Raw genomic sequence first — 24,477 nt, forward strand, 5'->3', positions numbered from 1 at the left:
GGTTCAGGCGGCGATGCGCGAGTCGTCGCGGATCTGGCCCACCAGCTCCTCGAGCATGTCCTCGAGGGTGACGATGCCGATCACGGTACCGGCCTCATCGGTGGCGGCGCCCAGGTGGGCCCCCGAATCCTGCATCGCGGTGAGCGCCTGTCGCAGCGGCTCGTCGGACCTGATCACGGGCAGGGTGCGGATGCGCTCGGCGGGGATCGGGTGCTCGCGCTGCTCCTGCACGGAGTCCAGCAGGTCCTTGATGTGGACGTAGCCGATCAGCATGCCGTCGGCCGCCTTCACCGGGAACCGGGAGTACCCCTCGACGGCGGCGGCCTCGGCCTCCGCCGCGGTGACCCCCTGGGGCAGGCTCGAGACCTGGTCCAGCGGGATCACCAGGTTGGCGACGCTGCGGGCCTCGAAGCGGAGCGCTCCCAGCAGGAGCGCCTCGTCGTTGTGCTCGAGCAGACCGCCCTCACGGGATTCACTGACCATCGCCGCCACCTCGTTGCGGGTGAAGACGCTGGTCACCTCAGCCTTCGGTGTTACTCCAAGCATGCGCAGCACGAGGTTGCCGCAGGAGTTCAGCAGCCACAGAACGGGCTTGATCAGGGTGACGATGCCCATCAGCATCGGCGCCAGGATCAGCGCCATCCGCTCGGGCCCGGCCAGGGCGATGTTCTTGGGCACCATCTCGCCGAAGACGACGTGGAGGTAGGTGATCAGCGACAGCGCGATCACGAAGGAGATCGGGTGCACCAGCGCGCTCGGCACGCCGATGGCCTCGAAGGGCACCTCGAGCAGATGGGCGATCGCCGGTTCGCTGATCGCGCCGAGCGCGAGGGAGCACACGGTGATGCCCATCTGCGCGCCGGCCATCATCAGCGAGACCTGCTCCATCGCGGAGATGGTGACCTTCGCGGCCCACTTCCCGTCGAGTGCCTTGGGCTCGATGATCGAGCGGCGAGCGGAGATCAGCGCGAACTCGGCCCCCACGAAGAAGGCGTTGAAGATCAGCAGGAACAGGGTCAGGGCGAGTCCGGTCATGGTGCTCATCGGCGCTCCTCCTTCTCGTGCTTCTGGTGCTTCTCGCGGTCCCGCTCGCCGTCGTCCTCAGTCGCGGCGGGCTCGACCTTGACGTGCACGGTCTCGATGCGGCGGCCATCCACCTCGGTGACCTCGATCCGCAGCCGGGCAGGGTCCTCTCCAGGGGCGGGGTCGGTGTCCACGAGGACCTCGTCCCCCACCTCTGCGAGCCGGCCCAGCTCCATCGTGATCAGTCCGCCGAGGGTGTCGTAGTCCTCGTGCTCGGGCACGGTGACCCCGAGCCTGTCGGTGGCCTCGTCGGGCCGCATGCGCGCGTCGAGGTCCCAGGAGCCGTCGGCCTCCGGGGTGTCGTCCATCTCCTCGTCATGCTCATCGCGGACCTCGCCGACGATCTCCTCGACCAGGTCCTCGAGGGTGATCAGCCCGGCATGGTCGCCGAACTCGTCGACCACGACCGCCATCTGCAGACCACCGGCACGCAGGGTGTCCATCAGGTCGTCCAGCGGAACCGTGTCCGGGACGAAGGTCGCGGTGCCCATCACGGAGTCGACCCTGGTGCCGGGCCGCTCGTCGAAGGGGATGGCGAGGCCGTGCCGGATATGGGCGACGCCGATGACCTCGTTCTCGTCGTCGAGCACCGGGAAGCGCGAGTGGCCGGTGAGACGGGCCAGCTCGAGCAGGTCCGCGACTGAATGGTCTGCCTCCAGGGAGTCCATCCGGCCGCGCGGGACCATCGCGTCGTGGGCGCGACGGTCACCGAAGGCGAGGGTGCGCTGGACCAGGGAGGCGGTCTCCTCGGCAAGGGCGCCTTCGTCGGCCGAGCGTTTGACCAGCACGGAGAGCTCATCAGCGCTGCGAGCAGAGCTGAGTTCCTCCTGCGGCTCGACGCCGAGTGCACGCACCACGGCGTTGGCGTTGCCGTTGAAGAGACGGATCGGGAGGCGGAAGATCGTCGTGAACAGCCGCTGGAAGCCGACCACATAGCGCGCGGTGCGCAGCGGTTCCGCGATCGCGAGGTTCTTGGGCACCAGCTCGCCGAAGATCATGGTGACGCCGGTGGCGAGCACCAGCGCGATGATCACGGAGATGGACCGCGCAGCGACCGCTCCCAGACCCGCATCTACCAGCAGGGGACCGATCAGGGCGGCGATAGCGGGTTCGGCGAGGAAGCCGATGCCGAGGTTGGTGACGGTGATCCCGAGCTGTGCTCCCGAGAGCTGCGTGGAGAGAGTCTTCATCCCCTGCAGGACACCGCTGGCGCGCTTGTCGCCGGAGGCGGCGGCCGCTTCCACTTCATTGCGGTTCGCGGTGATCAGGGAGAACTCGGCGGCGACGAATCCGCCGCAGGCGGCGATCAGCATGAGGCCGACCGCCAAGGATATGAGGGGACCGATCAGGTCCATGGACGGATCCCCCCGGATGATGCATCTGTACTCAGGCCCGAAGGCCTGGGACTGTCACTCGGGGCGTCGCTGGCGGCGCTCATGATCTCCTGGTGCTCCTCATGCCCCGCTCCGGCTCTCGAAGGGGGATGACGGAATGCTACAACCCGATTCCTGAGAGTGGGGGCAGGTGTGCGGGGCCACTCAGCGCTCGGTCCGATGCTCGTCCCGATGCTCGTCGGCCCGCCGCTGCAGGAATGCGGCGATCGCCCGCAGCTCGATCTCGTCCACGGCGTGCGCGAGGTACGGCCGACGCTCCTCCTCGAGGCGGGTGTGTGCGCTCATGAACGTCCGGACCTGCTCCTCCCGCTCGGCGTCGAAGTGCGGATCCATACCGCCGTGGCCCCACAGCGCGGGCGGCGCGGCCTCGGCGAGCGCGGCATCGCCGGGCATCGCGGCGGGGAACGGGAAACCGGAGAGGTTCACCACGAAGCCCAGCGCCTTCGCATCGCGACGCAGCAACTGCAGCGCGAGCGCTCCGCCCTGGGAGAAGCCGATCGCGCCGACGACGGGTGCGCTCTGCGCGGCGATCCACGCCTCGACCGCTGCGGCGGAGGTCTGCAGCGACTCCGGGCGCTCCGGATCCACCGGCATCTCGAACCAGGCGTAGCCCTGCACATAGGAGTAGATGCCCCGCAGGGAGACGTAGGTGAAGTGCGGCGGGAGGTAGGGCACCAGTCCCGCGAGGTCGCCCTCGTGGCTGCCCAGGCCGTGGAGCAGCAGCACGATCGGCGACTCGACGAGGCTGTCGGCGCCGGTGTCGGTGTCGGCGCCAGCGCCGGTCGAGCGCAGCGCGGCATCCTCGTCGATCCGGGTCGCGATCAGTTCGATCGGCGCGTACTGGGGTGCATTCGTCATGACAGCAGGCTAATGGGCACGGCGGCGGGCCAGCGGAGAGGACGGCAGGCCAGCGGGCAGGGGAAGACCCCCAGGTCGCGCGGTGCGCTGGTCGGATGGACGAGATCCGACCCCTGGGGGTCCCGGCAGCTCGGTGGTATTCGCTGCGCGTCCGGATGAACGGTCGCCTCAGCGGCGAGCCACCTCACAGGTCCTAGAAGAAATCACTTCTCGGATCACCTCCTCTCGAGTGTCCGACCACCGTAGGACGTCCCGCCGGCGACCGCAATGGATTAATCGCAGACGCTGACATCGATTGACTTTCGATAGATACGCGGTGATACTCGATGCATGTTCTCTCGTCTGAGCGTTGATCTGCTGCGCATACTGCTGGGCATCGCACTGCTGCTCACCGCGATCCTGCAGCTTGTGGTCCTCCCCTGGCTCTCCGGCGTGCTCGCCGCCGAGCTGCCGGCCGAAGCGTTCATGCGCTGGCCGATCCTGCTGCTGTCGATCGCCGGCCTGGCGTGCGTCGAGGTAGCGCTCGTGTGCACGCTGCGCCTGCTCGGCATCACCCGTCGCGGTGAGGTCTTCGCCGCCGGCTCCCTGCGCTGGGTGGACGGAATCATCGGGGCCTTCCTCGCCGCGAGCGCGGTGTGCGTGGGAACGCTCGGCTACCAGTCCTTCACCGTCGGCGGTCCCCCCGCCTGGATGCTGCTGCTGGTGCTGGGGGCGATCGCCGGGGTCGGGATGGCACTGCTGATGGGCGTGATGCGCACGCTGCTGGTCCACGCCACGATGCTGCGCGAGGAGATGGAGGCGGTGATCTGATGCCGATCGTGGTGCGGATCGATGTCGAGCTCGCCCGGCGCAAGCTCTCCGTGGGCGAATTCGCGGAGCGCGTCGGGATCTCGCCGGCGAATGTCGCGGTGCTGAAGAACGGCCGCGCCAAGGCGGTGCGCTTCAGCACCCTGGAAGCGATGTGCGAGGTGCTCCAATGCCAGCCGGGAGACCTGTTGGAATGGGTTTCTGAGAAGGACGACGACAGACCTTCCGACGGGTGAGGTCGGCATGTGAGGATGGTGGGCGGCCGCATCCCCGCGCTCGATGAGGAGTACCCGTGCAGTCCGTCCTGACCGATTCCCTGGAGAAGGTGCTCGGCGAGACCGCGCCGCGCCCCGCCGAGCTGATCGGCGGCGCCCACGCCTCCGGCTTCCTCGGGGAGGTGCTGTCCGTGCAGGTGGCGCTCCGGCTCGAGGAGGACTCCCTCGGCACAGTCCGGGTCCGGCTCGCCGGCCCGCTCGCCGACCGTGCCCAGGTGCACGCTGTGCGACGCGTCCCCGTCTCCTCCCCTGCTCCGGAGAACGCCGACGAGCACTACCTGGTCACCGCCCCGGGCGAGTACCCGGACCTGCTCGAGCCGCTCCGCGATGACTCCGTCCACGTGACCCCCGGCCGCTGGGAGTCGCTGTGGATCGACGTCCTCGCCACGGAGGAGGCCGACGCCGGCGACCACGCCCTCACGATCACCCTCTGCGGGGAGACAGGGGAGCAGGTCCTCGCCGAGCACACCGCGCAGTTGCGCCTCCACCCTTACCGCCTGCCCCTGCTGTCGATCACCAACACCCACTGGTTCCACGCCGACAGCCTCTCCACCTACTACGACGTCGAGGTGTTCTCCGAGCGCCACTGGGAGCTGATCGAGGCCTTCCTCGCCTCCGCGCGGGCGATGGACGTGAACTCGGTGCTCACCCCCACCTGGACCCCACCGCTGGACACCGCCGAGGGCCACACCCGGCCGTTCGTGCAGCTGATCGGGATCCGTGAACTGGACGGCTCCTATGCGTTCGACTTCTCCCGGCTGGACCGCTGGCTGGGGATCTGCCGGGAGCTGGGCTTCACCGGCATCGAGATCGCGCACCTGTTCACGCAGTGGGGTGCCCAGCACACCCCCGCGATCCAGGTGGAGACGGCCTCAGGCCTCGAGCATCGCTTCGGCTGGCATGTCTCGGCCACTTCCCCTGACTACCGTCGGCTGCTGGAGGCGATGATCCCTGCCCTGCGCGCCCATCTCGAGGAGCACTGGGACGGGCAGGTCCTGTGGCACATCTCTGATGAGCCGCACCAGAATCAGCTGGGGTCCTACCGGGCGGCGAAGGGCCAGGTCGCAGATCTGCTTGAGGGCGCCCAGGTGGTCGACGCGCTCAGCTCCCTGGTCTTCGCCGAACAGGGCGTCGTGGACACTCCGATCGTCGCCACGAACCACGCGGGCCCGTTCCTCGAGGCAGGCAGGCGCCCCTGGGTGTACTACTGCGTCTCCCAGGGCCGGGACGTCGCCAACCGGTTCATCTCGCTGCCGTCGGTGCGCAACCGGGTGCTGGGCCGGCAGCTCTTCGCCTTCGACGCCCCCGGCTTCCTGCACTGGGGGTACAACTTCTGGTGGACGCAGTTCTCGCTGCGCCCGATCGACCCCTTCGAGGACACCTGTGCCGGCGGACCCTTCTTCGGCGGCGATGCCTTCGCGGTCTACCCCGGGCCCGACGGCAGCCCCTGGCTCTCCCTCCGGCACCGCGTTTTTGCGCAGGCCATGGCCGATCATCGGGCGCTGACCTGGCTCGCAGAGCTCACCGACCGGCCCAGCGCGAAGGCCCTGATCGACGAGGGCGGCACCCTCACCTACTCGTCGTTCTCCTATGACGTCGGTGAGCACCTGCGGGCGCGGCATGCGGTCGACGAGAGGATCCTCGCGGCGCTGGCCGCCTGAGCCTCGACCCACTGAGCCTCGACCCGCTGAGCTTCGACGGCCGGAGCCTCAGAGCTCGGGCAGCTCCTGCTCAGCGGTCTCGGCCTCCATGCGGTCCTCATCCCGGTTGCCCTGTTCAGCGGCGGTCGAGTCATCGCCTCCGCGGTCGCGGTCGGCGTCGAAGCCGTAGCCGTCGGCGTTGCGGGACTCCGGCCCCTCGGCGAGGACCCGGTCGGTCTCCAGTGCGTCGTCGATGCTCACCTCACCGGGCCCCTCGTCGGCTCCGCGCGCATATTCGTCCTCGCTGGTCGCGGCGATCTGGTCGAGCTCAGGATCCTCGGCGGGATTCTGCGGATTCTGCGGCTGTGTCATGGCTTCCTCCTGGAGGCGGGTCAGCTGAGGGAGTTGATGATCGCCGCGTTGAAGGCGGCGAGGTCATCGGGGGTGCGTGAGGTGATGAGGCGGGAGCCGGCGGAGTCGTCGATCACCACCTCCTCATCGGTCCACTTCCCGCCCGCGTTGGTGAGGTCGGTGCGGATGGTGGGGACGGAGGTGAGCTCGCGACCGTCGGCCAGGCCTGTCTCGACGAGCAGCCACGGCGCGTGGCAGATCGCTGCGATCGGCTTGCCGTCGGCGGCGAAGGAGCGCACCAGGAACTGTGCGGTCTCGTCTGCGCGCAGCGAGTCGGCGTTCAGGGTGCCGCCGGGCAGCACCAGGGCGTCGAAATCGGCGGCCTTCACGGAGTCGTGGGTCGCGTCGACCGGAACCTCCGGGCCGGGCTCGCGATCGCGCTCCAGGGTCGTGACCACGCCGGTCTCCGGAGCGGCGACGGTGACGGTCGCACCCGCCTCGCGAAGCGTCGCGAGCGGCTTTGTGATCTCGTCGGTCTCCGTACCGAAATTGCTGGTCAACAGCAGGATCTTGCGTCCTTCGAGGGTGCTGTTCATGGCGTCTCCTCACGTCGGGGGGGTCGGTGAGGCGACCGTATCACCGGCCCTCCCGGCGGCCCCGACCGATCGGACGCGCGGGAACCGGGGCGGGCGGGTTCAGGTCCCGCAGAACGTCAGGAAGTGCTCTCCGCCGTCACCGGCCTCCTCGAGATGCGCGTGCTCCGCCCGTCGCTCGAACGGGCGGCCGACCGCGTCCAGCATCGTCCGCACCGGCTGAACATCCCCGAGGTGCGCGGCGCGCAGGGCGGCGTCGAGGTGCACGTTCCTAGGGACGATCGCGGGATTCACGTGGGCCATGTTCCTGCGGGCGGTCTCGGCCGGCGGTCCGTCGCCCCGCAGGCCGCGCAGGCGCGCATCCCAGCGCTCGAACGGCGCCGGATCCTTGAACAGGGCTGCTGCGGAGCCCTCGCCGAGCGCCCGGAAGAACCCCGTGTGGTCCACCTCCTGCTCCTCGAGCAGGTCGAACAGCGCTGCACCGAGCTCCTCCACCTCCGCGGTTCCCACTCCAGCCTGCTCGGTCTGCTCGCCCCGCGGAATCCCGAGCTTCGCCGCGAGTCCGCGCCCATGGGCCTCCAGGTACCACCCCTCATACCGCTCGAGCACCGCGGTGGCCTGTTCGATCGCCTGGTTCGGATCCGCGTCGAGCAGCGGCACCAGGGTCTCGGCGAAACGGGAGAGGTTCCACAGCGCGATCCCAGGCTGGTTCCCGTAGGCGTAGCGGCCGCCACGGTCGATCGAGCTGAACACGGCGCCGCGGCGGTGGACATCGAGCACGGCGCAGGGCCCGTAGTCGATGCCCTCGCCGGAGAGCGCCATGTTGTCGGTGTTCATCACTCCATGCACGAAGCCGGCCAGCATCCACTGCGCCACCAGCTCCGCCTGCGATCGAACGACCGCCTCGAGCAGTCCGAGCGGCCCGTCGGCCTGGGGATGGTGCCGCTGGATCGTGTATTCCACGAGGCGTTCCCGCGCCTCGGGATCCAGGTGCCAGGTGGCGTACTCGAAGGTCCCCACGCGCAGATGGCTGGCGGCGACCCGCACCAGCAGCGCGCCCGGCTCCGGCGTCACCCCTTGTCGCGGCGCGATCTGCTCCCCGGTGCTGAGGACTGCGAGCGCCCGGGTGGTGGGGATCCCGAGGGCGTGGAGCCATTCACCGATGACGGCCTCGCGGAGCATCGGGCCCAGCGGCGCCTTCCCATCGCCGCCACGTGCGAAGGGGGTGCGTCCGGCGCCTTTGAGATGCAGGTCGCGGCGGTGGCCCCCGGTGTCCACGAGGTCGCCAAGCAGCACCGCCCGGCCATCTCCCAGCTGGGGATTCGGGCTGCCGAACTGGTGCCCGGCATAGGCCTGCGCCGTGGTGCCGTCGATCTGCCCGGTGAGCAGCGAGAGGCCCTCCTCCCCGCGCAGCCAGGCCGGGGAGTATCGGAGCTCGCGCGCCAGCTCCTCGTTCAACCACACCAGCTCGGGGTGAGGGGGCGCCTCTGCGCGCCAGGGGACCGAGAGCTCGGGGACCGCGGCGGCATAGGACTGCTCCAGGGGGATCTCCATCCCTCGATCCTCCCACCCGCTCGACCACCGCCGGAGGTTGACGCCCGCTCCCCGGAGCCGTCACACTGGGAGCACATTGTGCAACCGGGTTACCAAACCGTCCCCGGACAAGCGATCACGAGGGCGGACCGTTCGATGACCACAGCCTCAGCAGTGCGCCGATCCAATGCCCGCGACTGCCTGCTCGTCCTGCGGGAGGCGGGCCGCGCGCTCACCGTCGCCGAGCTCGCCGCCGCCACCGGGCTCTCCCGCCCCACCGTCGATGCCGTGCTGCAGGACCTCGGGGCCGCCGGTTCCGCCATCCCCGCCCCGGTCGCCGCCTCGGGCGCGGCGGGGCGCCCAGCTCGTCACTTCTCCTTCGAACCTTCGGTCTCGACCATCGCGGCCCTGGACATCGGCGCTCGCACGGTGCGCTGCCTGGTCGCCGACGCCGCCGGTCAGGTCCTCACTCGCGCCGTCGTCCCTCTGAACGACCCCGATCCGTTCGACGCACTCGAACGAGCGGTTCGCGAGACCCGGCACATGCCCGGTGCCCTCGGCATCGCCGCCCCGGGCATCCTCGGCCCCGACGGTCGGATCACCCAGAGCCTCGCCGCGCCCGACCTCGTGGGCCTGGATCTCTCCGGAGAGCTCGGGCGGCGTCTCGGCTGCCCGGTGGCGGTGGAGAACGACATCAAGCTCGCGGCATTCGCCGAACATCACCTCGGCGCGGAGACGGACAGCATGCTGTTCGTGCAGCTCGGCAACCGGATCTCGGTCGCGGCGATCCTCGAGGGGCGGATCCTGCAGGGCGCACACCGACTCGCCGGTGAGCTCGGCAGCCAGCGGGGAATGCGCTGGACAGAGAGCTCGCAGCGTGGGCGCCTGCGATGGTCCACCGGCGACGAGGCCGAACCCCTGCTGGACCGGGCCGCCCATGGTGACGCCGCCGCACAGCGTGAGATCCAGGAGTTCTGCACCCAGATCGCGCCACGCCTCGCCACCGTGCTGCTGACGCTCGACCCCGCACGGGTGGTCATCGGAGGCGGACTCTCCCGCGCCGGCGACACCCTGCTCGACCCGCTGCGACGCGCGCTGGACGAGCTGCTGATGACCGGGCAGCCCACCGAAGTGGTCTCCGCGCGGCTGACCACCGACGGCGCTCTGGTGGGCGCCCTCGGCCTCGCCTTCTCCTATGGCTCCGCGCAGATCTTCGGGATCCCCGACGTTCCCGCACCCTGGCCCCGCCTGCTGGACGCCCGCGCCTGACCCGCCTCGCCACGACTCGACCAGAGCCCGACCTCCCCCGCCCTCCCTCGACCGCGAAGGATCCGCATGACCTCCGACATCACCTTCGGCTTCAGCTCCTACAGCTTCCACTCCAAGCTCTCCACCGGAGAGATGACACTTCCGCAGGTCATCGAGTGGGTCGCGGCCAGCGAAGGCGAGCATCTCGAACTCGCCGTCCTCGGCGACGATCCGAGCTCGCCGATTCCGAATATCGCCTCCGACCCCGCATACGTGGCACAGATCCGAGCCGCCGCAGAGGCTGCCGGGGTACCGCTGACCAACCTCGCCGTCGGTGCGGACCTCTCGTCCGGCGATCCCTCCATCCTGGAGGCGCAGATCGAGCGGGTGAAGAAGTATGTGGATCTCGCCGAGCTGCTCGGGATCACCCGGATGCGCCATGACGTGGTGCCCCACGCCGGTCACGAGGGTGACGACACACCCCTGTTCGAGCAGGTCCTACCCACGATCGTCGCCGCCTGCAAGCAGATCGCCCAGTACGCCGCGACGAAGGGCATCACCACCAGCCTCGAGAACCACGGCTTCTTCGTGCAGTCCGCAGAGCGGGTGCGTCGGATCATCCACGCGGTCGACGAGCCGAACTTCCTGACCACCTTGGACGTCGGCAACTTCGTGTGCGTGGACGAGACGCCCGAGGTCTCGGTCGCTCAGAACGTCCCGTACGCGATGGTCGTGCACTTCAAGGACTTCTATCTCCGCCCGGCCGACGCCGCTCCAGGCGCCGGCTGGTTCCGCAGCCGCGGCGGGAAGCACCTGCGCGGGGCGGTGGTCGGCAACGGCGACATCGACCTGCGCGCGGTCGCCCGAGCGATCGAGGAGTCCGACTTCGCGGGCTTCGCCGCGATCGAGTTCGAGGGCTGGGAGGACTGCCTGCTCGGCTGCGAGCGCGGGATCGCCTACGCCAAGAGCCTGTTCGCCTGACCACCTGCACCCACTGCCCGGCCCCTGTGCTGTCCAGCCCACCTGTCACGAAAGAGATCTCCATGTCAAAGTTCCGAGTCGGCGTCATCGGCGCCGGCAGCATCGCCCAGTGCCACCTCACCGCGTATTCGAAGAATCCCGATGTCGAGCTGATCGCGGTCGCTGACATGAATCTCGAGCGGGCGCAGTCCGTGGCCGATGAGTTCGGCGCCCGACGTGCGTACGCCGATCCGCAGGAGCTGCTCGCCGACCCCGAGATCGACGGCGTCTCCATCTGCACCTGGAACAACTCGCACGCCTCCTGGGCGATCGCCGCCATCGAGGCGGGCAAGCATGTGCTGGTGGAGAAGCCGATCGCCCGCACCCTCGCGGAGGCCGAGCAGATCCAGCAGGCGGTCGAGGCGAGCGACCGGGTGGTGCAGGTCGGCTTCGTGCGCCGCCATTCCCCGAACTGCCAGGTGCTGAAGTCGTTCATCGACGCGGAGGAGCTGGGTGAGATCTACTACGCCAAGGCCAGCTGCATTCGCCGGGTGGGCAATCCCGGAGGCTGGTTCGCGGACAAGGAGATCTCCGGCGGCGGCCCGCTGCTGGACATCGGCATCCATGTGCTCGACCTCTGCTGGTACCTGATGGGCAGCCCCAAGGTGGTCTCGGTCAGCGGCAACACCTACGACAAGCTGGGCAGCCGCGGGAACGTCACCACGATGCCCCGCTACAAGGTCGCCGACTACGACCCCAGCAGGAACACCGTCGAGGATCTCGCCAATGCGGTGATCCGTTTCGAGAACGGCGCCTCGTTGCTGCTGGACTGCTCGTACTCGCTGCATGCCACCAAGGATTCGATCGATGTCTCGGTATACGGCGAGAAGGGCGGCGCGGTGCTCGAGCCCGCGCTCCATATCGCCACCGAGATGCATGACTCGGTGGTGAACATCGAGCCGCAGATCGCCTCGCGTACCTTCGAGCTCGGCACTGGCTTCGCCAACGAGATCCAGAACTTCGTGGATGCTTCGCTGGGCCGTGCGGAGTCGATCGCCCCGGCGTGGCACGGGGTCGAGATCGTGCGCATCCTGGAGGCGATCTACGAGTCGGCAGCGGCGGGTCGGGAGATCTCTCTCGTCTGACGAGACGTACAAGGTCCCCCGCGAGCCGGGGAATGTGGAGTTCCATGGGTGCAAGACCCAGAATCTCCCGTTCCCCGGCTCGTCCTCTTCCGGCATCCCGTCCCGCACATCCTCCGGCGCGCAGTGCGGCTGGGAGGAGCACGAGGCGCAAGGGCTGACGGCGCCCGCGCTAGGCCGCCGACGCCTCAGCGGCAGCCCGGAGCTCCTCCCTCATCGTCTCGCCGCCATCCTCCCGCCAGTCGGCCACAGCCTGCTCCCACTCGGCCACTGGCAGCTTCCCCTGCAAAATCTCCCGCTGGATGTCGCCCATCTTCTTGCCGAGCTGCTCGCCCTGTCGATCCCTGGTATCCGACGGGAGACCGAGGGCGGGATTCAGGACGCCGTGCTCGACCATCCACGCCTGATGCTCGAATTCCATCTGCGTAGTGTCCGGCTGGTGCTCGAGGAAGAAGGCCTGCGGCGGGGCGCCGAGGTAGTTCAGCCCCAGTCCGATCTCCTGCTGCCCCATCGACGTGAGCGTCGGAGCGCCGTCAGCCATCTCGAAGGTCTCCCCCTCGATCCCGAAATTCACCATCTGGTGCTCGCTGGTTCCCATGGGCGCGGCGAGGTAGTCGAGGACGCGGAGAACCATTCGGGAACGTTCCAGATCGCCCTTCTTCAGGCCGATGACGCTGTGGGTGGGGTTGCCGAGCCAGGTGGTGGGTTCCCCACCGGTGGCACCTCCGAACCTCATGAGCTCGACCTCGAAGCTCTCTCCCGCGGTGTTCTCCCGGTAGAAGCCCTGCATCGCCGGGTAGGTGTCCTGGGTGAAGAGGGCGGACCCCTGGTTGAACCACTGCTTGGCGAGCGTGCCGACGTTCGAGTTGAAGTTGTCTGGGTGGATCACTCCGGCGTCGAGGAATCTCTTCGCATCGGAGAGGGCATCCTGCATCGCCGGATGCTCATAGGCGCTGACGAAGGCACCGTCCTCGAGGCTCCACGCGTTCGGCAGCCCGTGCATCATCTGGATCGTCGCCATGGGGATGTCGGCGAAGGCCCACCGGTTGCTGCGGGTGTCCGTGATCTCCTCGCTGAGTGCAAGCATCTCGTCGATTGTCGCGGGCGCAGCCTCCACGCCGAGCGTGCGCAGCAGGTCCTTGCGCATGAAGACGCACAGGCTCGACATGCTCCCTCGAGGGATCGGGATCCCATGGATCGCTCCGTTGAAGACGCAGTGCTTCCACGATTCGGTGGGCAGGTTCGCCAGCCGCGGATAGTCGAGGACGGCATCACCCGAGACCAGTTCGGTAATGTCCTGGAACACGGAAGACATCAGATCGGCCTTGGGGGTCGGTGTTGTCCAGACCTGGACGACATCCGGAAGATCCCCGCTGGCGACGACCGTTGCGAACTTGTCGTTCATCTCGCCCGCCGGAATGATGGAGAGGCCGAGCTGGGCGTTCAGTTCTCCTTCGATCGCCTGCCAGAACGAATTCCGGTCCCTCACCGCCGGCGGCGGCGCGGAGGTGGCCAGGAAGGCTGTGATCTCCGAACCGTCCCCCGGCGCTTCGGAGACCGTGGTGACCAGATCCGTCGGATAGGTGAGGTAGCCGTCTGCGGTCTGCTCGCCGTCGCCTTGAAGATCGGGAGTGACTCCTTCCAGGCGCGCATAGGTCGGCAGGGCGACCTTGGAGTTTGCGACGGCGGCCTCTTCCGGGCTATCGGAGGAGCAGGCGCTCAGTGCACCGGCCCCTATCGCGCTGCCGGCTCCGATGGCAGCTGTGCCGCGCAGGAAGCCTCGTCGGGATGGCGAGTGAGGATGATGGCGGTGAATGGATGACATGCGGTGACTCCTTCTGCAGTCTTAACCCTTGACTGCACCGGTGAGCACTCCCTTGGCGAAGTGCTTCTGTAGGAACGGGTAGACGATGAGGATCGGAACGACGGAGACCACGAGGATCGCCATCTGGATGGATTGCTGCGGTGGGAAGGCACCGTCCATGGCGCTCAGCTGACTGGTGCTGAGCGACGATCCGTCGACGACGTACGTGCGCAGCACCAGCTGGAGCGGCCACTTCGAGGTGTCGTTCATATAGAGGAGCGCGGTGAAGAAGGCGTTCCAATACCCGACGGCGTAGAACAGGCCGATGACGGCAAGCGCCGCCTTCGACAGCGGGAGGACGATGCGCGTGAAGGTGCGCCATTCGGAGGCGCCGTCCACACGTGCGCTGTCGATCAGCTCCTGCGGGATGGCCATGAAGAACGAGCGGACCACGATCACGTTGAACGCGCTGACCGCGGTGGGCAGGATCAGCGCCCAGTAGCTGTCGAGCAGCCCCAGCGACCGCACCACCAGGTAGGTCGGAATCATGCCGGGTCCGAAGAGGATCGCGCCGAGAACCAAGAACAGCATCGGGCGCTGCCCGACGCTCCCCCGCCGGCTCAGCGAGTACGCCAGCATCGTCGTGACGGCGAGGCTGATCGCGGTGCCGACCACCGTCACGCCGATGCTGATCCGCACCGCCCGGGAGACGACACCTCCGGCGAAGATCGCACGGTAGGCATCGAGATTGATCCCATCGGGGATCAGGACGAACCCTCCGGCCTTCGCCACTGCCTCCGGACTCGCGATGCTCGTCGAGATCACCCCGGTGAAGGGAATGATCACGAGCACGCAGGCGATGGTGAGCACGACGCCCTTGAGGGCACGGACTGCACTGTTCGGCCTCGCCCCGTGCAGCGAGCTCCGACGGCGACCTGCAGGCCGGCTCCGAGCTCGTTCGAACTGCTGTGAACTCATGAGCGGTAGATCCCGTCCTCTCCGAAGATGTGCGCGAGTTTGTTCGCCCCGATCACCAGGACGACGCCGACAATGCCTTTGACCAGGCCTACTGCTGCGGCGACACCCCATTGACCGCCGAGGATCCCCTGGTTGTAGACGTAGGTGTCGAGGACTTCGCTCACCCCTATGCCCACCGGGCCCTGTTGGAGGATGATCTGCTCGAACCCGACGGTGAGGGCATCCCCGAGCCGCAGGATGAGCAGCAGGATGACGATTCCCCGGATGCCCGGCAGGGTGACGTGCCAGATCTGCCGCAGGGGGCTCGCGCCGTCGACGCTCGCCGCCTCGTACAGCTCTGCCGAGATCTGGGAGAGGGCGGCGAGGAAGAGGATCGTGGCCCAGCCGGTGTCCTTCCAGATGATCTGGCTTGTCAGGAGGAGCTTGAAAAGGTCCGAGCTCCCGATCAGGTCGAACGTTGCGTGACCGTTCGCCCGCAGCCAGGTGTTGATCATTCCGCTGCCGCCGAGCAGGGACTGGAACAGTGCCACCACGATCACCCAGGACAGGAAGTGGGGCAAGTAGAGGATCGACTGCACGAGCCGCTTCCACCGCTCGGACATCAGGCTGTTCAGAATCAGAGCGAGCACGATCGGCGCCGGAAAGACGACAACGACCTGGAGGAACAGCAGGACCAGCGTGTTCTTCAGGGCGTTGAGGAATGCTTCGTCTCCGTTGACGATGACCGCGAAGTTCTCGAAGCCGACCCAGTCGCTGTCTCCGATCCCAAGGTACGGCTGATAGTCCTGAAAGGCGATCACGTTCCCCAGCAGCGGGAAGTAGTGGAACGTCAGCAGCAGGAGCATGCCGGGGATCCCGAGCAGGATCAGCGGGAAGTCCCGCACAAAACGTCGACGGCCTCGGGAGCCGCCGGCCTGCGGCGGTCTCGGTGAGCGCTCGGCACGAGGCGCCATGCTCATGCTCGTGCTCGTGCTCGTGCTCGTGCTCACGCCGGGTGATTGATCGTCCTTGCCAGCGACCGTCAAGTGATCCTGGACCATGTGCCCTCCTCGTCGAAAGCAGGTCGATGCCGACATCGAGCGGGTGCGCCGTCGGTCGTTGCGACGAGAATCTACACGCGTAGATTTTGGGATGCAAGAGGACTGGCGGAATCAATCCTGAATGTCGATCGCCACAGCAGTCGACGAGACATCGCTGCCTCATACGTAGAGGTCATAAGTTCTTTCAAAAGGTCAAAGCGGGGCTGCATGGACTTGACACCCCTCGCTCCACGCCTCCAGAATCGTCCTAGACCTTGCGATCTCACCTTGGTGCACGAGTAGACTTGGGGCGTGTCGCATCCGGCACGCCAGGTCATTGCAGAGATGAGGAAACGATGACGTTCTCACTGGGAATCGTCGGTGCGGGTCAGTTCTCCGGGCATTTCGCCCGGTTGTTCAAGGCTCACCCCGGAATCGATCGGATCCTCACGACGGACCTGCTGCCCGAACGCGCAGAGGCGCTGGTAGAGCGCGAAGGCCTGGACGGAACCGTCGCGGACTTCGACGCGATGCTCGCCTCCGACATCGATGCGGTCGCGATCTTCACTCAACGGTGGACTCACGGCCCCCTCGTGGTCGCCGCGCTCCGAGCCGGTAAGCATGTCTACTCAGCGGTCCCGATGGCGATCTCCCGCGAAGAGATCACCGACATCATCGCGGCGGTCCAGGAGACCGGACTCACCTACATGATGGGCGAGACCAGCTACTACAACCCGGCGACCGTCTTCGCACGCACCAAAGCGGGCGCCGGCGAGTTCGGTCGGCTCTTCTATGCCGAGGGCGACTACGTCCACGACATGGACCTGGGGTTCTACGACGCCTACCGGTACTCGGGAGGGGAGGAGTGGCGCTCCACCGCCAGCTACCCACCGATGATGTACCCAACTCACGCCCTCGGCGGCGTGCTCGGAGCCTGGCCGAGCCATGCCGTCTCAGTCAGCTGCCTCGGAATGCGCGACCACCTGAGGGACGGCGTCTTCGACCGCGAGGTCAGCATCTGGGACAACGACATCTCCAACGCGACAGCACTGTTCGAGATGGCGGATGGCGGCGCGGTGCGCACGAATGAGATGCGTCGGGTCGGGTACCCCTCGCACATCCGCGAGTCCCGATTCCGCTTCTTCGGGACCGACGGCAGCTTCGAGCAGCTGGCCACGACCTCCGTGTGGCAGGACAAACGGGAGGTCACCGACGTCTCGGACCTCATCCGCACCGAGAGCACCATGAGCCATGACGACCCCTCCCTCGCTCACGTCGCGCCGGAGCTCCGGGATGCCTTCATCTCCGGTCACGCCGCGGTGCACGACACCAGCGCTCTACCCGCAGAGCTCACCGGCTTGCCGAACGGTCACGAAGGTGCGCATCATCTTCTCGTGCATGAGTTCATCAGTGCGGTGGGGGAGAATCGCCATCCGGCCATCAACGCCTGGGTGGCCGCTCGCTTCACCCTGCCAGGCATCGTCGCCCACGAATCCGCGATGCGTGGCGGCGAGCGCCTGCCCATCGACGACCTGGGGAATGCTCCAGCGTGACCGACTCCCCCGACGTCTCTGCCCGACGTGTGACCCGTGCCGACGTGGCTCGCTTCGCCGGCGTGAGCACGGCCGTGGTCAGCTATGTCCTCAACAACGGCCCGCGCCCGGTCGCAGAGGACACGCGCCGGCGAGTGCTCGAAGCCGTGCAGATGCTCGGCTATCGTCCCAACGCCTCGGCCCGCGCGCTGAATCTGGGGACGACCTCGCAGATCTGCCTCATCGCACCCGGCGTGAGCAACCCCTTCTTCGCCTGGCTCACCGATCGCGTCGAGGCCGAGGCCCGGGCGCGCGGCCTCTCCGTCGTCATCGTGACGTCCGCCGACGAGAGCATCGTGGAGGCGGTCAGCCGGGTCTCCCATCAGTCGATCGATGCCGTCATGATCTCCAACGAGGTCCCCGCGACGGATCTGGCCGCGCTAGGGCGTTCCGGCATCCCCACGATTCTGCTCAACCAACCCGCCGACGTCGTCGGCATGCGCTCGGTGAACGTCGACCGGTACCGCGGAGCCCGCTTCGCCGTGGAGCACCTGGTGGGCCATGGGCACCAGTCGATCGGATACATCGGCCCGGTCGGTCCCCAGGAGACACGATGGCGCGGTTGGCACGACTCCCTGGAGTCGTTCAGGCTCCCGGAAGGCCCGTCGATCGAGGCCGTCTACTCCCGAGAGGCGGGCTACCGGGCCGCGCATGAGCTCACAGCTCTGTCTGACCAACCCTCAGCGCTGTTCGTCGCCTCGGACGAGCTGGCGACCGGCGTGATGCTCGGGCTGCATGAGGGCGGAGTCCGCGTCCCGGAGGACATCGCCCTGGTGTCCTTCGACGGCACCCAGGAGACACGCTTCTCCATCCCGCCGATCACCTCGGTCACCCAGCCCGTGGACGAGATGGTGCGCCACGCCTTCGACCTGCTGACCACCGAGGCCACCTCGGAGGTGATCCGCCTCGTGCCCGAGCTGGTCCTGCGCTCCAGCTGCGGCTGCCCGCCCAGGCCGAGCCAGTGACGATCGGCTCCCGGCATCGAGACCGGGCCACCGTCCCCGGCTATCACGAGCGTCGACGTGCGTATCTCGCGAGCTCGGCCGAGGTCACCCGTGACGTACGGGGCCGCACCGCAATTTTCGGGGAGATCGCCCGACGTGTCGTCGGCTCCCCGGGGGAACCTGAGGTCATCGAGGACGCTCTCACGATCATCGACTCCCGGATCGACTGCGCCGACTTCACCCTCGGCGGTGTCCTCCGTCTGCTCCGGCATCCCCTCTCGGCCGCACGCCTCTCCCCCTCTGAGCGCACGGCGCTCGAGCGCGCGGCGACAGGATTCCGCTACTGGTGGGACCAGCCCGGCGAGGATGCGATGTGCTTCCACACCGAGAATCATCGTGCACTCTTCCACAGTGCGGAGATGATCGCCGGCCAAGGGCATCCGAACACCACCTTCCGCCTCACGGCGATGAGCGGCGCGGAGCATCGCCAGCACGGCGAGGCGACGCTGCGCGAATGGTGCCTGCATCGCGCACAGACCGGATGGAGCGAATGGCTCTCCTCCACCTACATCGAGCACCACCTCATGGCCCTGCTGAACACCTACGACTTCGCGCAGGACAGTTCGCTGAGTGCGTTGGCCGGAGACCTGTTGGACGTCATGCTCGTGGAGCTGGCACTCCACTCCCGCGACGGCGCCCTGGTGGCGAGCCAGGGCCGGATCTACCCGCGCACCCTCCGGGACTCCCGGGACTCCGGAGCCGCCTCGATCTCGTGGTTGCTCTGGGGTGGGGAGCAGGAACCGGATCCCTGCAGTGTGGGCACCGTCGCGCTGGCGACCTCGCTCTACACACCTCCTGCGATCCTCGAGGACCTGGGGCGTGCGGAGGGGCCGGAGACGATCCGCGCCCGGATGAGCTTCGACGTCGAAGACGCTGGGGAGCTCGGCGTAGGCGAGAGCGCCGAGGAGCGCGCACGGGTCTTCTGGGCACTCGGGGAGTTCGGGCATCCGGGTGTCTGGAGCGCTTCAGCGGACGTCTGCACCCGCTACGGGCAGCGACTGGACACGCCACCGGAATTTTACCGACAGCAGTACGAGCAGCAGGTCTCCGAGCACGGCAGGATCGTTGATCCCCATCGGGACCGCCATGCGCTCTCCTCCGTCGAGGTGACCACCCACCGGCGGCCGGGGGCGACTCTCTCCAGCGCCCAGGTGTTTCGTCCCGGGGCACCCGGCTACCAGCAGCACGTCTGGCAGGCGACACTCGGCCCGGAGGCGCAAGTGTTCTCCACGGCACCGGGATCGCTGGAAGACACGGACCGTCCGGGCTGGTGGAACGGTAACTCCCTGCTGCCCGCAGCGGTTCAGCGAGATGACCTGATGGTCGTCACCTATAGAGGATTGGCCCACCAGAAGCTGGCGTACTCCCATGTGCGATGGCCCGAGAACGCGCTGGACTTCTCAGCGCGAGCCGGATCCTGGTGGATCGGCAGCCTGGGCCAGGGACTGGTCGGGCTCTGGTGCTCTGCAGAGTGCGCGGAGATGGACCTGACCGGACCGGACGATGGGGCAATCGAACTGCGTACCCTCTCCCCCGACGCAAGCTGGATCTGCTTTACGAGCGACGTCGCCGCACAACGAGCCCCTGACCAGGAATCAGCACTCGCCTCCTTTGCCACACAAGTGCAAGGAATGGCGCCGCAGCAGCGGCTGGACGGATCGATCCAGCTGCGCGACGCGAACGGGGCGGCACTGCTCGTGTCGTGGCCGGGACAGGTCACGATCGACGGAGAGCTGCAGCATCCAGAGCCGCATCCACGGCTGGAGTCCCCGTACGGAACTGCTGGCCGCGGCGAGTCCTGGATCCTCAGCTCCGGGACAGGGAGATTGACCATCCCTCTGGCCGAGTCGATCCGAGGCGCCGCTCCCGCGCAGTCGCAGTGGATCGGTCCCTAATCGACACGATCACCCCGCCCCCGGCGGATCGCTGCAGAACGCCACCATCAGCCTCGACGGCCAGCAGGTCACCGCCAGGCCCGACCCGATCGGCGACGCCTGACACGTGCTCGACGCACTGACACACTGCACCTGTGCAAGAGCGGCTCGATGAGGTCCGTCACCTCGATCGCTGTTGTCAGCTGGACGACCTACGTGCTCAGGGCCCGGTTCCGAACAATCGGTCCTCTCCCCCAAGTCATCGGGGTGGAGCCACGGGATCGGCTCATCCCTGCCGATCGGAGCGGTCGGTTCGATGCCGCCGATCAGTGCCGCCGGCAGCTACACGAGCATCCGGACCCCGCAGGCGCTGCCTAGGAAGGACATACCTCGTCAGGGAAGCGCGTAAGGTCGACCCATGACGGAAGAACGCACCACGTACCTCCTGGTGGACGGCGAGAACATCGACGCCACGCTCGGGGTCTCGGTCCTCGGCCGACGCCCCCAGCCCGACGAGCGTCCGCGATGGAACAAGCTGCTCCACCACGCGGAGATGTCGTGGCAGCAGGAGGTGAAGGGGCTCTTCTTCCTGGCCGTGGAGGACAGCCTGCCCTCCGGCTTCGTCCAGGCGCTGATCGCCATGGGCTACAAGCCCGTCCCGCTGCGCGGTGAGGGCAAGGTCGTGGACATCGCGATCCAGCGCACTGCGGAGGCGCTGCTGGCCCGTCCGGCGGACGTCATGCTGGTCAGCCACGACAAGGACTTCGTCCCCCAGATGGAGAACCTGGCCGCGACGGCCGGGCGGCGCACCGCACTCGTCGGTTTCCGCGAGTTCATGGCAGCAGATCTCCAGGACATCCCGGGGATCGAGTTCCACGACCTCGAGTACGACGTCGCCGCGTTCACGAGCCGGCTGCCTCGGGTGCGGATCATCAACATCGACGAGTTCGATCCGCTCGAGTTCATCTGAGGCCCCGCAGAGTCAGCCGGGGCTGCCGCACGTGGAGATGTCCGCGTCACGTACCGGTGCATCACACGAGCAGGTCACACGGATGATCAGCTCCTTGCGAGTGAAACCTGCTCACATCCACTTGCTGCGCTTGAAGATTACGAAGAGCAGCACGCCGAGGGCGATCATCATCCCGATCGCCATCGGATAGCCGTACGCCCAGTGCAGCTCGGGCATGTCGTCGAAGTTCATGCCGTAGATGGCACCGATCAGCGTGGGAGCGAAGAGGATGGCGGCCCAGCCGGAGATCTTCTTCATGTCCTCGTTCTGGCGCTGCGCGACCAGGGTCGCGTTGACGTCAAGGATCTGGGAGAGGGCATCACGCAGGTCCCGCACGTGCGATGCGGCCCGCGCCAGGTGGTCGCCGACGTCGTCGAGGTAGGCCTGCAGCTCGCCGCGGATCTCGTACTTCCCGAAGCCGGCCTGGAGATCGTCGATCACGTCGCGCAACGAGGAGATCACCTGCTGCATGTCGATGACCTCCTGGCTGAGCCGATAGATCCGCTCGGCGACCGCGGCATCGCCGCTGAACACCTGCCGCTCGATCTGCTCCTGGTCGACCCGGAGACCCTTCAGCACGGGGTCGTAGCCGTCGACGATCGTATCGAGCACCCGGTAGAGCACGGCCTCCGGGCCAAGCTCCAGGAGATTGACATCCTCGAGCACCGTGCGCTCCCGACGGGTCGAGGTCAGCGGATGCTCGTCGTCCAGCTGCGGGCCCGGGGTGCCGTCGATCCAGGTCCCGTCCTGGCACAGCACCGCCACAGCGCCGGGTCGCAGCAGCAGATGGAACTCCGCGAAGTCGACCTCCTCCTCGGCATCTACGTAGCGGGCCGAGCGCACCACCAGGAACAGGACGTCGCCGTACCGCTCGAGCTTCGGACGCTGATGCGCGTTGAGCAGGTCCTCGAGCAGCAGGGGGTGCAGGTCCCAGGAATCGCCGAGCTCCATCACCTGCTCGCGGTCTGGCCGCGGATAGAAGAACATCACCATCCGGTCCGGGGCCGCGCGCGAGAATGCCAGGGCATCGGCTATCGAGTCCCCGTCGGGCTGGCGGCTGGGGAGGCCTCCGGCGACGTAGCGGGTCGTTGGCGCCGCATCGCCGCTGTGCTGGGTACGCCCGTCCGCGTGCGCACGGGCCCGATCGGGGCGGCGTTTCCTGGACGGGCCGAGTCGTCGCACAGACATCCCTCTACTCCTCTTTCCTCTCCCCACAGGGAGTCGTCATACATCGTCCCGGGCGTGGCGCTCGTGGCGACCGGGTCGTGATCGTGGCGATCACGCCGGCAGCGTGACCACACCCTCCATGAAGCCGATCACGTCCGCGATGACCTCATCGCGATTGGTCTCGTGGAAGATCTCGTGCTGGGCACCGGGGTAGGTCTTCACGAAGGTCTGCGGGCCCCGCAACGAGTTCAGCCCCTCCCAGCTGGCGGGGAGGGGCACCAGACGGTCCGCCTCGCCGTGCAGGTAAAGCAGCGGATGCTCGCCCACGCTGCCGACCTCGTCGATCGTGGCCATCGCCTGCTGCAGGCCCTCGAGGGTGGGCCGGGCGAAGTCGCCGTGCCACACCAGCGGGTCTGCGACGTAGGCCTCGCCCACGGCAGGGTCACGGGACAGCGTGCCGGGGTCGATCGGCGTCGACGGGATCTCGTCGAGCGCGAGCAACTCGTCCACGGTGGCCCAGGAGCCGAGCACCGGGCCGGAGAGTACGGTCGCCGCAAGGGAGTCCGAGTGCAGCTGGGTGTAGCGGGCGGCGATCATCCCGCCCATGGAGTGGCCGATCAGCACGACCGGCATTCCGGGATGCTGGGAGGCGGCATGCTGGACCACTAGGTCGAGATCGTCGACCACCGGCGCGTAGTCGCTGATCAGCACCCTCTGGCCATCGCTGCGGCCATGGCCGAGGTGGTCGGCGGCATAGACCGCAGCGCCCGCCGCCTGCAGCTGGGCAGCGACCCAGTCATAACGGCCCGTGTGCTCGCCGTAGCCGTGAGAGAGCACGGCAACCCGGCGTGGGGCGGGGCGGGTCCAGGCACGGCCCGCGAGGGTGCCGCCGTGGCCCACGAGGGAGAACTCAGCGGCAGTGGAGTGGGCGTCAGGACTCATGTGGCCATGATGCCCCGTCCTCGCCGCACCTTCTGCCCGTCGTCCTCGTCTCCCGCCGATGCTGGACTGCGGTCACGCCAGATCAGCCGCACCGGGATCCTGGTCTGCGCGACCGACGCCGGGCCCTGCACGATCGAAAGGCCGGACCCCGCTCGATCGTAGCGCCCACCCGAGTTCTTCTGTCCTGACAATTGAGGCCTCCTCTGCCATATCCACCGTATAATGTGAACGACACCTCTGACGGAGGTGTCCATGAGCCCGCACGCATCCGATCCGTCCAGCACTCCAGGTCCCGATGGTTCACGTCGGCCGGTGGTGACGATCTGGGAGGAGTACGGCTCGGGTGCGGATGCGGTCGGTCGCGCCGTCGCCGAGCGGCTGGGACTTCCGTATCACGCGCAGGCATTCAGCTCGGAGGACATCGAGGCGGAGGGCGCACCGCAGGACCAGTCCGCCACCGCGCAGACGATCCAGAGCCGGGTCAACCTCTCGCAGGTGCTCGCAGCGATGGGCGGCGCCTTCGGCGGCGGGGACGGGATGGAGTACGTCGACGCACAGCGCGATAAGCGCGAGCTCATCGACGACAACAACGCCACAGTGCGCCGCTACGGCGAAGAGGGCGGCGTCATCGTCGGCCGCAACGCGACCAAGATCCTCGCCAACCGGCCCCGCACCCTGCACGTCCTGCTCACCGATGCTGCCGAGAGCCGCGTGGCGCGGACGGCAGAGCTGGCGGGGATCTCCCTGCAGCAGGCGGAGAAGCGCCGCCGGCAGGACGACAAGGTGCGCACCGACATGTCCACCTCACTCTATGGCTGGGATCCGCGAGAGCCGGTGCATTACGACCTCATGATCAACACCAGTCGCATCCCCCAGGCCACCGCGGTGGAGGCCATCGTCCATGCCGTGGAGCGCGCCGGCAGGCTGGATTCCTGACCGACGCGGACATGAAGAACCCCGGTTCATCTCGATGAACCGGGGTAATTCCTGCGGTGCGCAAGGGGGGACTTGAACCCCCACGCCGTTTCCGGCACACGGACCTGAACCGTGCGCGTCTACCAATTCCGCCACTTGCGCATTCCTTCGGCACCGGGACTCTAGTCACCAAGACCGAAGATTCCACTAGGTTACCCCTGCAGTACCTTCAGCCCAAGCCGACGCCCCGCACAGTAACGAACGCCACGTCCCGGCAGGTGTGAGCTCG

Annotated in this window: 22 protein-coding genes and 1 tRNA gene; 11 read left to right on the plus strand and 12 right to left on the minus strand. The window is 67.7% G+C overall.

Going from position 1 to position 24,477, the window contains the following annotated elements; all coding sequences use genetic code 11:
- Window positions 1-3: 3 nt before the first annotated feature.
- The 3 genes from ACT3UF_RS06060 to ACT3UF_RS06070 form a co-directional block, all read right to left on the minus strand.
- The gene (locus ACT3UF_RS06060; protein ID WP_441445891.1) at window positions 4-1,044 is read right to left on the minus strand and encodes a hemolysin family protein; all 1,041 of its coding nucleotides are present in this window, start codon (window positions 1,042-1,044) and stop codon (window positions 4-6) included.
- Window positions 1,041-2,438 carry a hemolysin family protein gene (locus ACT3UF_RS06065; protein ID WP_444608147.1) on the minus strand — a complete coding sequence of 466 codons (1,398 nt, stop codon included), beginning with the start codon at window positions 2,436-2,438 and terminating at the stop codon, window positions 1,041-1,043. Before ACT3UF_RS06065 ends, ACT3UF_RS06060 begins: the two co-directional genes overlap by 4 nt.
- A gap of 183 nt (window positions 2,439-2,621) precedes the next feature.
- Window positions 2,622-3,335 (minus strand): alpha/beta hydrolase, encoded by a 714-nt coding sequence (locus tag ACT3UF_RS06070; protein WP_444592027.1) that lies wholly within the window; start codon window positions 3,333-3,335, stop codon window positions 2,622-2,624.
- Between the two features lie 330 nt (window positions 3,336-3,665).
- Between ACT3UF_RS06070 and ACT3UF_RS06075 the strand changes: the two genes are divergently transcribed.
- Genes ACT3UF_RS06075 through ACT3UF_RS06085 form a run of 3 tightly spaced genes read left to right on the plus strand, consistent with a single transcriptional unit; the run spans window position 3,666 to window position 6,078 of the window.
- Window positions 3,666-4,145, plus strand: a complete 480-nt coding sequence (locus ACT3UF_RS06075) for a DUF2975 domain-containing protein (RefSeq protein WP_441446197.1) — start codon at window positions 3,666-3,668, stop codon at window positions 4,143-4,145.
- A complete protein-coding gene (locus tag ACT3UF_RS06080; protein WP_441446196.1) occupies window positions 4,145-4,378 on the plus strand; it encodes a helix-turn-helix domain-containing protein in 234 nt (77 codons plus the stop codon). The genes ACT3UF_RS06075 and ACT3UF_RS06080 overlap by 1 nt, the downstream gene beginning before the upstream one ends.
- A gap of 56 nt (window positions 4,379-4,434) precedes the next feature.
- A complete protein-coding gene (locus tag ACT3UF_RS06085) occupies window positions 4,435-6,078 on the plus strand; it encodes a glycoside hydrolase domain-containing protein (protein WP_441446195.1) in 1,644 nt (547 codons plus the stop codon).
- Between the two features lie 48 nt (window positions 6,079-6,126).
- Here ACT3UF_RS06085 and ACT3UF_RS06090 read toward each other — a convergent pair whose 3' ends face one another.
- From ACT3UF_RS06090 to ACT3UF_RS06100, 3 genes are all read right to left on the minus strand, one after another.
- Window positions 6,127-6,429 (minus strand): hypothetical protein, encoded by a 303-nt coding sequence (locus tag ACT3UF_RS06090; RefSeq protein WP_441446194.1) that lies wholly within the window; start codon window positions 6,427-6,429, stop codon window positions 6,127-6,129.
- A 20-nt stretch (window positions 6,430-6,449) separates the two neighbouring features.
- Window positions 6,450-7,004 carry a type 1 glutamine amidotransferase domain-containing protein gene (locus tag ACT3UF_RS06095; protein WP_441446193.1) on the minus strand — a complete coding sequence of 185 codons (555 nt, stop codon included), beginning with the start codon at window positions 7,002-7,004 and terminating at the stop codon, window positions 6,450-6,452.
- Between the two features lie 99 nt (window positions 7,005-7,103).
- On the minus strand, window positions 7,104-8,555 hold the full coding sequence (locus ACT3UF_RS06100) for a protein adenylyltransferase SelO (RefSeq protein ID WP_444608148.1): 1,452 nt from the start codon (window positions 8,553-8,555) through the stop codon (window positions 7,104-7,106).
- Window positions 8,556-8,690: 135 nt separating this feature from the next.
- On the opposite strand from ACT3UF_RS06100, the gene ACT3UF_RS06105 reads away from it, so the two are divergent.
- The 3 genes from ACT3UF_RS06105 (at window position 8,691) to ACT3UF_RS06115 (ending at window position 11,887) form a co-directional block, all read left to right on the plus strand.
- On the plus strand, window positions 8,691-9,803 hold the full coding sequence (locus ACT3UF_RS06105; RefSeq protein ID WP_444608149.1) for an ROK family protein: 1,113 nt from the start codon (window positions 8,691-8,693) through the stop codon (window positions 9,801-9,803).
- A gap of 66 nt (window positions 9,804-9,869) precedes the next feature.
- Window positions 9,870-10,763 (plus strand): sugar phosphate isomerase/epimerase family protein, encoded by an 894-nt coding sequence (locus ACT3UF_RS06110; RefSeq protein ID WP_444608150.1) that lies wholly within the window; start codon window positions 9,870-9,872, stop codon window positions 10,761-10,763.
- Between the two features lie 62 nt (window positions 10,764-10,825).
- On the plus strand, window positions 10,826-11,887 hold the full coding sequence (locus ACT3UF_RS06115) for a Gfo/Idh/MocA family protein (protein ID WP_442332352.1): 1,062 nt from the start codon (window positions 10,826-10,828) through the stop codon (window positions 11,885-11,887).
- Between the two features lie 169 nt (window positions 11,888-12,056).
- Here the strand turns inward: ACT3UF_RS06115 and ACT3UF_RS06120 are convergent, their stop codons facing one another.
- From ACT3UF_RS06120 to ACT3UF_RS06130, 3 genes are all read right to left on the minus strand, one after another.
- On the minus strand, window positions 12,057-13,709 hold the full coding sequence (locus ACT3UF_RS06120; RefSeq protein WP_444608151.1) for an extracellular solute-binding protein: 1,653 nt from the start codon (window positions 13,707-13,709) through the stop codon (window positions 12,057-12,059).
- Window positions 13,710-13,730: 21 nt separating this feature from the next.
- Window positions 13,731-14,558 (minus strand): carbohydrate ABC transporter permease, encoded by an 828-nt coding sequence (locus ACT3UF_RS06125; RefSeq protein ID WP_444608152.1) that lies wholly within the window; start codon window positions 14,556-14,558, stop codon window positions 13,731-13,733.
- 104 nt (window positions 14,559-14,662) lie between these two features.
- A complete protein-coding gene (locus ACT3UF_RS06130) occupies window positions 14,663-15,625 on the minus strand; it encodes an ABC transporter permease (protein ID WP_444608153.1) in 963 nt (320 codons plus the stop codon).
- Between the two features lie 416 nt (window positions 15,626-16,041).
- Between ACT3UF_RS06130 and ACT3UF_RS06135 the strand changes: the two genes are divergently transcribed.
- From ACT3UF_RS06135 to ACT3UF_RS06150, 4 genes are all read left to right on the plus strand, one after another.
- Entirely contained in the window at window positions 16,042-17,238 is a 1,197-nt protein-coding gene (locus ACT3UF_RS06135) for a Gfo/Idh/MocA family protein (protein ID WP_444608154.1), read from the plus strand.
- Window positions 17,235-18,242 carry a LacI family DNA-binding transcriptional regulator gene (locus ACT3UF_RS06140; RefSeq protein WP_444608155.1) on the plus strand — a complete coding sequence of 336 codons (1,008 nt, stop codon included), beginning with the start codon at window positions 17,235-17,237 and terminating at the stop codon, window positions 18,240-18,242. Before ACT3UF_RS06135 ends, ACT3UF_RS06140 begins: the two co-directional genes overlap by 4 nt.
- Complete coding sequence (locus ACT3UF_RS06145) at window positions 18,239-20,176, plus strand: hypothetical protein (RefSeq protein WP_444608156.1); 1,938 nt, start codon at window positions 18,239-18,241, stop codon at window positions 20,174-20,176. The genes ACT3UF_RS06140 and ACT3UF_RS06145 overlap by 4 nt, the downstream gene beginning before the upstream one ends.
- 397 nt (window positions 20,177-20,573) lie before the next feature.
- Window positions 20,574-21,125 carry an NYN domain-containing protein gene (locus ACT3UF_RS06150; RefSeq protein ID WP_441444873.1) on the plus strand — a complete coding sequence of 184 codons (552 nt, stop codon included), beginning with the start codon at window positions 20,574-20,576 and terminating at the stop codon, window positions 21,123-21,125.
- Window positions 21,126-21,236: 111 nt separating this feature from the next.
- Here ACT3UF_RS06150 and ACT3UF_RS06155 read toward each other — a convergent pair whose 3' ends face one another.
- Both ACT3UF_RS06155 and ACT3UF_RS06160 read right to left on the minus strand, forming a co-directional pair.
- Entirely contained in the window at window positions 21,237-22,352 is a 1,116-nt protein-coding gene (locus tag ACT3UF_RS06155; RefSeq protein WP_441444874.1) for a magnesium and cobalt transport protein CorA, read from the minus strand.
- 90 nt (window positions 22,353-22,442) lie between these two features.
- Entirely contained in the window at window positions 22,443-23,273 is an 831-nt protein-coding gene (locus ACT3UF_RS06160; protein WP_444608157.1) for an alpha/beta fold hydrolase, read from the minus strand.
- Between the two features lie 252 nt (window positions 23,274-23,525).
- Between ACT3UF_RS06160 and ACT3UF_RS06165 the strand changes: the two genes are divergently transcribed.
- Window positions 23,526-24,209, plus strand: a complete 684-nt coding sequence (locus ACT3UF_RS06165; RefSeq protein WP_441444876.1) for an AAA family ATPase — start codon at window positions 23,526-23,528, stop codon at window positions 24,207-24,209.
- A gap of 57 nt (window positions 24,210-24,266) precedes the next feature.
- Here ACT3UF_RS06165 and ACT3UF_RS06170 read toward each other — a convergent pair.
- A tRNA-Leu gene (locus ACT3UF_RS06170) sits at window positions 24,267-24,350 on the minus strand.
- Between the last annotated feature and the right edge of the window lie 127 nt (window positions 24,351-24,477).

Source organism: Brachybacterium sp. AOP24-D1-21 (assembly GCF_052378665.1).
Lineage (GTDB): Bacteria > Actinomycetota > Actinomycetes > Actinomycetales > Dermabacteraceae > Brachybacterium.